Raw genomic sequence first — 11598 nt, forward strand, 5'->3', positions numbered from 1 at the left:
ACGGGCGGTCCCCGCCATGAGTCCGTTGAGCAGGGCTGTGTGGCGGAGGGTTCAAGGGGTTGGTCAGTGGGTGGGCCGGGCGTCGAGGAACGGGCTGGGCGCACCGGCGTAGGAGACGTAGAGCGAGTCCCGGGCGCGGGTGCAGGCGACGAAGAGCAGGCAGCGTTCCCGTTGCAGGTCGTGCCGGTGCGCGGTGGGGTCGTCGTCGGCTGCGGTGATCGTCGAGCGGGCCGGCATGGTGTCGGCGTCGACGCCGATCGCCGCGACGCAGCGGAACTCGAGCCCTTTCATCGCGTGCATGGTGCCGACCCGTACCGCGTTGGTCTTGCTGGCGGTGGGGGTGCTGACCGGGATGCCGGCGGTGCCGAGCCGGTCGCGGGCGGCGCGGGCCAGGTGGCCGTTGCGGGCGGCGACGGCGATCGCGTGTGGCTCGACCCCGTCGTCGATCCAGCTGCGTACCTGGGTGACGAGCTGGTCGTGCTCGGCGTCCCGGTCCGGGTGGCCGGCTACCCGGGGCCGGCGGCCGTGCATCGGCGACCGGTAGCCGGTCAGGTCGTCCTGCTGGTCGTCCAGCCCGGTCGGGTGCACGCCGGTGAGCAGCCGCACCGACCAGGCGAGGATCTCCTGGGTGGTGCGGTAGTTGATGGTCAGCTTGCGGCTGCGGCCGCGGATCCCGACGCCGAGGCTGCCCAGCGACACATGGTTGTCGTAGATGCGCTGGTGCGGGTCGGCGACGATGAACAGGTCGTCGGGGCCGGCGGCGACGGCGGCCCGCAGCAGTCGCCACTGGGCCGGGTGCAGGTCCTGGCCTTCGTCGACGATGACGTGCCGGTACGGGCGGTCCGGCCGTTCGGCGAGGATCTTCGCCGCCTGGTCGGCCAGCTGCAGGTGGGTGTACTGCTCCTGTTGCCGCAACGCGTCGGTGACCTGCCGGATCGCTTCCCAGACGGCGAGCCGTTGGTCTGCGCGCAGCGGCGCGCCCCGGCCGTGTCGGCGGGCGGCCAGGTAGCCGGCCGGTTCGGTGATGCCCTGGGCCAGGATCACCTGCTCCCATTCGCGCTGCAGGAAGGTGGCGCTGTGCTGCCCGCCGGTGGCGTCGGCGGCCTGTTCCCACAGCGGTCGGGTGACGGTCCTGGCGTCGGCGATGACCGGTTGGCGGCCGAGGGTCTCGGCGACGATCCGGTAGGCGAGCCGGTCGACGTTCAGCACGTCGATCCGGTCCCGTATCGGCGCATCGTCGGTGAGCAGGCCGAGTTGCCGGTCGAGAGCGTCGGCGAGGTTGCGGGTGAAGGTGGTCAGCAGCAGCCGGTCCGGGCCGCCGGTGATCCGGGCGGCGAGGAACACCGCCCGGTGCAGGGCGGTCACCGTCTTGCCGGTGCCGGCACCGCCGGTGACCAGCGCCGGTCCGGCGTACGACGGGCGGTGGGCGATCTCCCGTTGGGTCGGGTGCAGGAAGACCCGCCAGGCGTCGAACGGGTGGGCGAGGATGCTGGCCAGCTCGGCGGGGCCGGAGACCAGGTGGAAGCGGTCCGGGGTGCGGGCGGCGGCGGCGGCCAGGTCGTCCGGGTCGACCGGCTCGGCGGGTGCGCTGGTCGGCAGGTGTGCGCTGACCTCGTCCCAGACCTGCTCCGGGGTGTATCCGGCGGCGAGGCCGGTGAGTGCGTCGTACTGGGCGGCGGGTAGCAGGTTCGCCAGGGCTTCCAGGTGCGCTTCGGTGGTGAGCAGCCGGACCAGGGGGAGGATGTCGGCGTCGACGCCGAGTCGGATCAGGTCGGCGTCGTTGACCCGGCTGAACAGCATGCTCGGGTTGGCCCTGGCGGCCTGCTGCAGGGCTGGCTCGATGCTGTCGAGGGCCTGCTGGTTGCGGACTTCGAGGACGCCGAGGGCCTGGTTGACGGTGAACCGCCGGCTGGTGGCGTACTCGATGGCGTCGTCGTGGGGCAGGACGGTGAGCAGCAGGAACTCGTCGCCGCTGGTCGGGGCGAGTACGACGCCCCGGTAGAACTGGGTGATCCGGATGGTGCGGATGCGGGAGTCCTTGGCGTTGGCGAGTTTCTCCAGGTGGATGCCGGCGTGGGTGTGTGCCGCGAACTTGTCGATCACGGCGGAAACCGATTTCTGAACGGGTTTTTGCAGCTTGGCATAGTCGGCCAGGAAGTCCTTGGCGATTCCGAGCTTGGCCACTGTCGTAACCCCTGTCGACTGTGTGGACGAATTGCACTAGCCTGCACGCCTGCGTTCGCGGAGAGCCCATGCTACGCAACAGTTCCGAGCGCGGAGAACGACGAAAGGTGCAGAGTGGAGGCACGTACGTATGGAATGGGCCGTTCGGACATCTCGCACCAAACTATCGACGATGGTCAGCGTGGTGGATCTGCTGTCACAACCCTGACGGACCAGTCGGCGGTGCCCGCCGAAGGCCAACTGGTGACGGTGCGAAACCGCAGGTGGGTGGCGGCGCAGGTGGTCCGCGGTGAGGTCGCCAGCGCCGACCCGCAGGTGTTCACCGGGCAGGCGCCGCACCTGGTGCAGCTGATCAGCGTCGAGGACGATGCCCGCGACGAGGAGTTGCGGGTGGTCTGGGAGTTGGAGCCCGGTCGGGCGGTGCACGACTCCACCGTCCTGCCCGGTCCGGGTGACGGGTTCGACGACCCGGCCCAGCTGGACGCATTCCTCGACGCGGTCCGTTGGGGCGCGATTGCCTCCGCCGACCGTACGGCGTTGCAGGCCCCGTTCCGGTCCGGCGTGGAAATCGAGGACTACCAGCTTGACCCGGTGGTCCGGGCGTTGTCCATGCCACGCACCAACTTATTGATCGCCGATGATGTCGGTCTGGGTAAGACAATCGAATCCGGCCTGGTCATGCAGGAGTTGATGTTGCGGCACCGGGCCCGGACGATGGTGATCGTCTGCCCGGCCGGGCTGACCCGGCAGTGGCGCGACGAAATGCGCGACAAGTTCGGCCTCGAATTCCGCATCGTCGACAGCGCACTGCTGCGTGACCTGCGACGCAGCCGAGGCCTGTACGCGAACCCGTGGACCCACTACCCCCGGTTGATCGTCAGCGTCGACTGGCTCAAACGCGACCGCCCGCTGCGGCTGCTCCGCGAGGTGCTGCCGACCGCCCCCCGCTACCCGCGCGCCATCGACCTGCTCGTGGTCGACGAGATCCACACCTGCGCGCCGGCCGGCCGGGGCCGCTACGCCACCGACTCCCAGCGGACCAAGGCGATCCGGATCCTCGCCCCGCACTGCGAGCACCGGCTGTTCCTGTCGGCGACCCCGCACAACGGCTACCTGGAGTCGTTCACCGCGCTGCTGGAGCTGCTCGACGACCAGCGCTTCGCCCGAGGGGTGAAACCGACCGACGAGCAGCTGGCCCGGGTGATGGTCCGCCGGCTCAAGAGCGACCTGCCGCCGAGGTGGGACGGCAGCCCACGGTTCCCGGTGCGCCGCCTCGACTACCTTGAGGTCGACTACCCGGCCGCCGAACGGCACGCCCACGAGCTGCTGTCCCGCTACGCCGCCAGCCGCCGCGACGCCGCCGCCGACCGGGCCGGGCAACTCGCCGCCGACTTCGTCACCACGCTGCTGAAACGGCGACTTTTCTCGTCACCGAAGGCGTTCGCCGAAACCGTCGACACCCACCTCGCGACCATGTCCGCGCGCGCCCCGAGCGGGTCCGGCGACACCACCCCGGTACGCGACAAAGCCGACAAGGTGCTCCGGCCGGTGATCGACCGCCTCGACGAGACCACCGAGGACGACCAGGCGTACGGCGAGGTCGAAGCCGACGCCCTGACCGCCGTACGCCGCTGGGCGCCGCCGCTGTCCACCGAGGAGAAGGCGCTGCTCACCGAGCTGCGGACCTGGGCCCGGTCGGCGCAGCACCAGCCGGACGCCAAGTTCACCGCGCTGCGCGCCTGGCTGGACCCGATCGTGCGGCCGGGCGACGACTGGTCCGACGAGCGGGTCATCATCTTCACCGAGTACCGCGACACCCAACGCTGGCTGCACGAACGGCTGATCACCGCCGGCTACCCGGCGGAGCGGATCGCGCTGCTGTTCGGCGGGCAGGACCCGCAGGAACGCGAACGGGTCAAGAACGTCTTCACCGAGGACCCGTCCCTGGACCCGGTGCGGGTGCTGCTGGCCACCGACGCCGCCAGCGAAGGCATCAACCTGCAGCGGCACTGCCACCGGCTGCTGCACTGGGAGATCCCGTGGAACCCCAACCGGCTGGAGCAGCGCAACGGCCGCATCGACCGGCACGGTCAACGGGCCGCCGAGGTGCAGGTGCTGCACTTCGTCCCGGCCGGCTGGCAGCACGCCGACTACACCGACGGGTCCCTTGAGGACGAGCTGGCGTTCCTGCGGCTGGCGGTGGAGAAGGTCGAGGCGATCCGCACCGACCTGGGCAGCGCCGGTGAGGTCATCGCCACCCAGGTCGAGCAGAAGATGACCGGCAAGCGTACGGACTGGCGGGCCACCGACGCCGAGATCGGCCGGCGGGCCAGCCGTGCCCGGCTACGGTACGAGCGTGACCTGGCCCGTGAACTGCAGCGGCTCACCGAGAAGCTGCATGCCAGCCGTACCCAGCTGAACCTGACCCCGGCCACGGTGGAGCGGGTGGTCCGCACGGCGCTGCGGCTGGCGCACCGCCGCGACCTGATCGCGGCCCCGACCCCGGCGGACGCCACCGGCACCTGGTTCCGGCTGCCGGAGCTGCCCGGCGCGTGGGCGACGGCCCGCACCGACGGGCTGCTGCATCCGGTCACCGGCCGGGAAAGGCCGGTCACGTTCGACCCGGACGCCGCGAAGGGCCGCACCGACGTGGTGCTGCTGCACCTCGGGCACCGGCTGGTCGGCATGTGCCTGCGGCTGCTGCGCGCCGAACTGTGGTCACGGACCGGCGGCGGGTCCAGCGGCAGCACCTCCGGTGCCGGCACCGGCCCCGACGCGGGCACCGGGAAGCGGCTGCACCGGGTCACCGCCCGGATCGTCCCCGGCGAGCTGCTGCGCAGCCCGGCGCTGATCGCCCACGGCCGGGTGGTGATCACCGGCACGGAAGGCACCCGACTGCACGAGGAGATCATCACCGCGGGCGGGCCGATCGTCGCCGGCAAACTGACCCGCGCCCGCCAGGAGGAGCTGGACGCGCTACTCGCCGCCGCCACCGACGAGACACCGGCGGAGCCGATGCTGGGCCAGCTCGTCGAGCTGTGGCCGACGCTGTCCGAGCCGCTCAGCCGGGCTCTCGCCGTCCGCGCCGACCAGCGCAAACGCAGCCTGTACAGCCTGCTGGAGCAGCGCTGCGCCGAGGAGGTCACCGCGATCGGGGCGGTGCTCGACGAGCTGGCGGCCAACATCCGGGCCCGCCTCGACGACACGCCGTCCTGGGAACAGCCGTCGCTGTTCGAGCTGGAACGCGAACAACTGCACGCCGACCGGGACGCCCTGCGGAACCGGCTGCGCGACATCCCGGCGCAGCGGCAGCGGGAGACCGACGCGCTGCGCCGCCGCTACGCCGACCCGACCGCCCGTTGGTTCCCCGCCGCCGTCACCTGCCTGGTGCCCGCTTCCCTCGCCCGAGGTGCCCGCTGATGCCGTCCACCCGAAGCACCGCCACCGCAGTCACTGCCGGCCGTCGCCCGTACCGGCCGGCTCCGCAACGTGCCGACGAGCAGCACGCCGAATGGCTCGGCCTGCTCGGCACGGACGGGCCGTTCCTGACCGTGCCGGTGCTGACCGTCGCCCTGCCCGACGGCCTGGACACCGTGCCCGACGAGGTCCGCCAGCGGATCCGCCAAGGCTGGGGTGAGATCCTCGACGCCCCGCCGGACCTGCTTGCCCCGGCCTGGGTGGAGCTGATCCTGACCGAGCTGCTGCGCTACCCGGCCAGCGCCCGTGGCGACGGCACCGCGCTGCCGTCGGAGATCCTCGCTGGCGCCGACCGGCGTCGCCGTCGACCCGACTGGATCATGTACGGGCCGGAGCCCGGCGGCGGCCGGGCCGCCCGGCTGCACGTCTACCACCTGCCGGCTGACACGCCGCTGACCAGGCCCGACGGCGACCGGCCGGCACCCACCGAGCAGGCCGCGCAGCTGTGCCGCGACACCCGTACCCCGGTGGCGCTGCTCACCAACGGCCAGCACTGGGCGCTGGTGCACGCCCGCCCCGGCACCGCCACCGGAGTCGCCGTCTTCGACGCCGACCTGTGGTTGGAGGAGCCGCTGCTGCTGCGGGCGTTCGCCACCCTGCTGGCGGCGAGCCGGGTGCTGCCGCCGGCCGCCAACCCGGACGGCACCGCGTCGACCAGCCTCGCCGGGTTGTTCGTCCGCAGCGCCGACGCCCTCACCCAGGTCACCACCACCCTCGGTGACCAGGTCCGCCGGGCGGTGGAACTGTTCGTCGGCGAACTGGCCCGGCTGGACCGCGAATCCGGCGGGGAACTGCTGCGCGACGTCGCCGACCGGGAGATCTACCGGGGCGCGTTGACGGTGCTGATGCGTCTGGTCTTCCTGCTGTACGCCGAGGAGCAGCGGCTGCTGCCGCTCGGTGACCCGCTCTACCAGGAGGCGTACGCGGCGACCACGCTGCACGCCCAGCTGAGCCTGGCGCGGGACCTGTACAGCGAGGAGGTGACCGACCGGCGGGCGGCGGCCTGGCCCCGGCTGCTGGCCCTGTTCGCGGCGGTGCACGGCGGCTGCACCCACCCGGACCTGATGATCCCGGCGCACGGCGGGTCGCTGTTCGACCCGGCCCGGTTCGGCTGGCTGCACCGGGCGGCGGTCACCGACCGGGTCATCCTGGAGATCCTGGACGCGCTGCTGGTGCTGCGCCACCGGGGCAAGGCCGCCGAGCAGCTCAGCTACTCCAGCCTCGGGGTGGAGCAGATCGGCCACGTCTACGAAGGACTGCTCGACTTCTCCTGCCTGCGGGTGGATCAGCCGCACGTTGGGTTGGTCGGCAAACTGGAGCCGGAGCTGCCGCTGACCGAGCTGGTCGAGCAGGCCGCGCTCGGTGAGCCGGAGTTCCGCGGCTGGCTGGTGAAACGCTGTGGGCTGACCGCCGGTCAGGTGGGCAGGGCGCTGGCCCGCACGCCCCGGCCGGACGAGGTGGCGGCGCTGCACGCCGCCTGCGACAACGACGCCGACCTGGCTGAGCGGGCCCGCCCGTACTGGGGGCTGCTCCGCACCGACCTGCGCGGCCTGCCGACGATCTTCCCGGCCGGGTCGGTGCTGTTCACCCAGGTCGGCGACCGACGGGCCACCGGCACCCACTACACGCCGAAGGAGCTGGCCGAGGAGGTCGTCCGGCACACCCTGGCACCGCTGTGTTTCGCGCCCGGCCCGGCGCAGGGCGTCGCCGAGGAAGGCGTGTGGCGGGCGAAAAGCGCGGAGGAGCTGCTGCAGCTGAAGGTGCTGGACCCGGCGATGGGCTCCGGCGCGTTCCTGGTGGCCGCCTGCCGCTACCTGGCCGAGGTGGTGGTGCGGGCCTGGCAGCGCGACAAGCTGCCGGCTGAGCTGGCCGACCTGCCCGCCGACGGGCGCACCGAGGAGGAGCTGCGGCTGGTGGCCCGCCGGATGGTCGCCGCCCGCTGCCTGTACGGTGTGGACCGCGACGACATGGCCGTCGAGTTGGCGAAGCTGTCGCTGTGGCTGGTCACCCTGGCCAAGGGGCGACCGTTCGGCTTCCTCGACCATGCGCTGCGCTGCGGTGACTCGCTGGTCGGCATCACCTCGCTGGACCAGCTGACCGCCTTCCACCTGGACCCGGAGCAGGGGCGATCCTTGCACGCCCGGCTCTACGGCTCGGTCACCGACCGGCTGCACGAACTGGTCGCCGAGATGACCGAGCTGCGGGAGCAGATCGAGGCGAGCGTGGTGCAGGACACCCGAGACGCCGCCGACAAGGCGGCGAAGCTGGGCCTGATCGAGCAGATGGGGGACGGGCTGCGGCTGGCCGCCGACGCCGTCGTGGGCGCGGCGCTGTCCACCGCCGTACGGGCACAGCGCCGCCCGTGGGATCCGGACGACGACCCCGACGACGATCCCGAGTACAGGTACGACGACCGGCTGTCGGCGATCAGCGACCAGGTGTACGCGGTGCTGCACGACGAGGCGTCGACGGAGCAGACTCGGCAGTTGACCGACACGATCAGCGACTGGCTGCGCGGCAGCCGCTCCGCCCCGATCCGCCCCCTGCACTGGCCGCTGGAGTTCCCGGAGGTCAGCAACCGCGCCGGCTTCGACGCCGTCATCGCCAACCCACCGTTCGTGGGCGGCCAGCGGCTGACCGGATCGATCGGTGTCGACCTGCGCGAATATCTGGTGGAGCGGGTCGGCCGGGGCCGACGCGGCAGCGCCGACCTGTGCTCGTACTTCCTGCTGCGCAAACTGGCGGTGACCGGGCAGGGCCGGGTCGGGTTGATCGCCACGAACACGATCGCCCAGGGTGACACCCGCGAGGTCGGCCTGGATCAGGCGATCGACATGGGCTGGACGATCTATCGGGCGAACAAGTCGCAGCCGTGGCCGGGCACCGCCTCGCTGGAGGTGTCGCTGCTCTGGGTGGGGCACGCCGGCAGCGGCGAGGACCGCATCCTCGACGGCCGCAAGGTGCGGGGCATCACCGCCTCGCTCGACGCCGAGTCCCGAGTGACCGGCAACCCACACCGCCTCGCCGCCAACGCCGGCCAGTCGTTCCAAGGCTCGAACATCTTGGGCAAAGGATTCCTGCTGGAGCCGGAGCAGGCGCAGGCGCTGATCGCCAAGGACCCGCGTAACAAGGACGTCCTCTTCCCCTACCTCAACGGTGAAGACCTGAACACCAGTCCGGACTGCTCGGCCACCCGCTGGGTCATCAACTTCCACGACTGGCCCATCGAACGCGCCCAGCAGTACCCGGACTGCTTCGCCATCGTCGAACGCGAAGTCAAACCCGAACGCGAGCGCAACAAGTACAGCGCCAGCGCACGCAATCGCTGGTGGCAGTACGAGCGTCGCCGCCCCGAGCTGTACGAGGCCATCGAAGGGCTCGACCGCGTCCTCGCCATCGCACGTGTCAGTCGGACAGGCGTGCCTGCGTTCGTGTCAACCGGACATGTATTGAATGAGCAACTTGTTGTATTCGCCACGGGTCAATCATCCAAGCTCTCCCTGCTTTCAAGTAGCGTCCATTTCTCATGGTGGACGATTAAAGGTGAGTCGAGTCTTCGATCGGATGCGCGTTACACGCCGTCCGATGGTTTCGAGACGTTCCCGCAGCCGGAGTTGACGGACCGGATGGACCGGGTTGGTGAGGAGTTGGACTCGTACCGGCGGTCGGTGATGTTGGGGCGGGGGTTGGGGCTGACGAAGCTCTACAACCTGGTCCACGACGAGGGCGTGGCCAGCGCGGACATCCGGCGGTTGCGGGAAATCCACGTCGAGATCGACAAGGCGGTTGCCGAGGCGTACGGCTGGTCCGACCTGCAGCTCAATCACGGGTTCCACGAGACCCGGCAGGGCACCCGCTACACGATCGACCCGGCGGTGCAGGTCGAGATCCTTGATCGCCTGCTGGAGCTGAACCACAAGCGCTACGACGAAGAGAACCGCGAGGGCCTGCACTCCGGAGCACGCCGCACACCACGCAAGTCGACCAAGTCGGTCCCGCGACCCCGAAAACCTCAGGAACCGGAGGCGCTGCTCCCTGCCTTCGACGACGCCTTGTTTCCCCGCCCCGACGCCCTCTTCTAGAGGATCCTGAGCCGCCGCTAGCCGACCTCGGGAGCCAGCGGGACGGCGGCGGATGGTCCGCCGGTGGCAATGAACTCGGCCAGCCACTGGCGGACCTCGCTCAGCGGAATCTCAGCGCTGGCGGGGACGACGTGTTCGTTTCCCATGTAGTCGTAGACGGCATCGCCGCTGCGGCTAGGGTCCCCGATCGAATAGAAGCCACCGTTGTGGTCAGTGTATGAGATGGATCCTCGGCCGCGACCGATCCCTGCTTCGATTATGGGGAGACCATCTTCGCCTAGCAGGTTTGCCTGAACGACTGAGGGGATCTGGCGATCCGTCGTGGCGGTCAGGATGTGCTCGATCAACTTGTCGAGGCCGGTCAGGTCGTCGATGATGATTGCCGGGTCGCCGGTGCCGAAGTCGTTCTCGGGGACCTGGTCGAACCAGACTTCTAGCGCCACCACGGGCGGGCACCCCCTGTGTAGGTCTTGCGGAAGTTTGGACCGTGCACGGTGATGGAGCTGCCTTCCGGGAGTAGGATCGGAAGCATCCCATCGCAGCCGAGCCGGCCTCTGCAAGGCACGTTGTTGAGGACGATATCGAGGTGGCGGATGCCGCGATCTCGCATCTGCATGGCAACCTTCATCTCGATGTCTCCGGTGCGCTGCGGAAATCTTTTGCCCGGTCCCTGGTTCGACCGCACCCGGGAGGTCGCTCCTCAACCGCTCGACTTGATCGGGAAGCAGACGTCCGCCGGCTGCTATGGACGAGGTGGCGTCGTAGGGGCCAGACCTGTCCGAAGGGGCTGCTGTCGGCTCGCCGCTGATTCTACGGGTGTAGTCGAGCAGGTCTCGACCTGCGGCTGAGGTGAGTTCGGCAGCCTCTTGCAGCCGTTGGACAGCCGCTGCGGCGGCAGCGACGGCCTGGCTGGCGGCTGGATGGCTCGCCCCGCGGGTCAGTTCGCTGAGTTGCCCTTGCTGCTGGTGGATGGCTGTTCCGGCAGCTGCGAGAGCCTTGACGATGCGGGCAAGCGCTGACCGGGTTGCGTCTAGCGATCGAGCGATATCTCCTGCCGACGTGATCCCAACCTCCATCCGGAGCGGTCGAAGTCTTCAGTAAACATGAAACCGGAACACATCTGGGGCGCTGTCTGAGATCGTTCGATCCGGATACCTCGATGGTACGGTGTCGTGTGCTTATTTGTGTTGCATAGAGGGTGACGATTAGTGGATCACAAGGGCAAGGGTGGAGATGCCTGATGCATGAAGTCCTCGGCGGTGACCCAGGTGAGCTGCTGACACTCGACGACTACCTGACCGACTTCTACGAGCACTTCTGGCGGATAGAGTCGGTCGGCTTCTGGAAGCTGGAGCGGCAGCAGTTCTTCAAGGAGCCCGGCAACAAGAGCTGGGAGGCTTTCGTCGACGGTCGGTGGGATGAGTCGCTTCGGCTGATCGACGAGCAGCGCGACGACTTCGCCGATTACTACGGCCGGATCGCGCGTCAGGGCTTCGTCAACCGGCGTGTGCGGGTCGTCGAGAAGCCGATCATCCCGTACCTGCAATGGGAGCTGCACCTGCTCCGGCTCCGTCACGAGTACGGCGGCCTGACCAACGTCGTCGGTCCGGAGCAGGTCGCTCCGTACGAGAACGGGGGTCCGCTGCCGGAGATCTACACGCTCGGTCTCGACGTAATGTACGAGGCAATCTACGACGACACGGGTGTGCTCGCCGCCGCTCGTCGCTTCACCGACCCGGACCTGATCGCCCGGTGCCAAGGTCTCATCGAAGGGCTGTACCAGCAAGGCGAGCCGTTGGACACGTTCTTCGATCGGGAAGTGGCCACACTGGAGCCGCCTACGGGAACATGAGAC

Annotated in this window: 5 protein-coding genes; 3 read left to right on the forward strand and 2 right to left on the reverse strand. The window is 69.8% G+C overall.

The features are described from left to right. Positions 1-63 precede the first annotated feature (63 nt). On the reverse strand, positions 64-2184 hold the full coding sequence (locus tag O7553_RS27660) for a UvrD-helicase domain-containing protein (protein WP_281552478.1): 2121 nt from the start codon (positions 2182-2184) through the stop codon (positions 64-66). Positions 2185-2319: 135 nt separating this feature from the next. Here O7553_RS27660 and drmD point away from each other — a divergent pair, with 135 nt between their 5' ends. Further along, entirely contained in the window at positions 2320-5604 is a 3285-nt protein-coding gene (drmD, locus tag O7553_RS27665; RefSeq protein ID WP_281552479.1) for a DISARM system SNF2-like helicase DrmD, read from the forward strand. Next, on the forward strand, positions 5604-9743 hold the full coding sequence (locus O7553_RS27670; protein WP_281552480.1) for a DNA methyltransferase: 4140 nt from the start codon (positions 5604-5606) through the stop codon (positions 9741-9743). Before drmD ends, O7553_RS27670 begins: the two co-directional genes overlap by 1 nt. A 17-nt stretch (positions 9744-9760) precedes the next feature. Here O7553_RS27670 and O7553_RS27675 read toward each other — a convergent pair whose 3' ends face one another. Beyond that, on the reverse strand, positions 9761-10189 hold the full coding sequence (locus O7553_RS27675; protein WP_281552481.1) for an Imm1 family immunity protein: 429 nt from the start codon (positions 10187-10189) through the stop codon (positions 9761-9763). A 794-nt stretch (positions 10190-10983) separates the two neighbouring features. On the opposite strand from O7553_RS27675, the gene O7553_RS27680 reads away from it, so the two are divergent. Next, positions 10984-11595: a DUF6879 family protein gene (locus tag O7553_RS27680; RefSeq protein ID WP_281552482.1), complete on the forward strand. Its 612-nt coding sequence runs from the start codon at positions 10984-10986 to the stop codon at positions 11593-11595. Positions 11596-11598 lie beyond the last annotated feature (3 nt).

The sequence above is a fragment of the Solwaraspora sp. WMMA2059 genome (assembly GCF_027497315.1).
In the GTDB taxonomy this organism is placed as follows: Bacteria; Actinomycetota; Actinomycetes; order Mycobacteriales; family Micromonosporaceae; genus Micromonospora_E.

What these genes read in the sequence shown, in the direction of transcription:
- O7553_RS27680 (WP_281552482.1), top strand. Translation starts at nt 10,984, where the DNA reads ATGCATGAAGTCCTCGGCGGTGACCCAGGTGAGCTGCTGACACTCGAC.
- O7553_RS27670 (WP_281552480.1), top strand. Translation starts at nt 5,604, where the DNA reads ATGCCGTCCACCCGAAGCACCGCCACCGCAGTCACTGCCGGCCGTCGC.
- drmD (WP_281552479.1), top strand. Translation starts at nt 2,320, where the DNA reads ATGGGCCGTTCGGACATCTCGCACCAAACTATCGACGATGGTCAGCGT.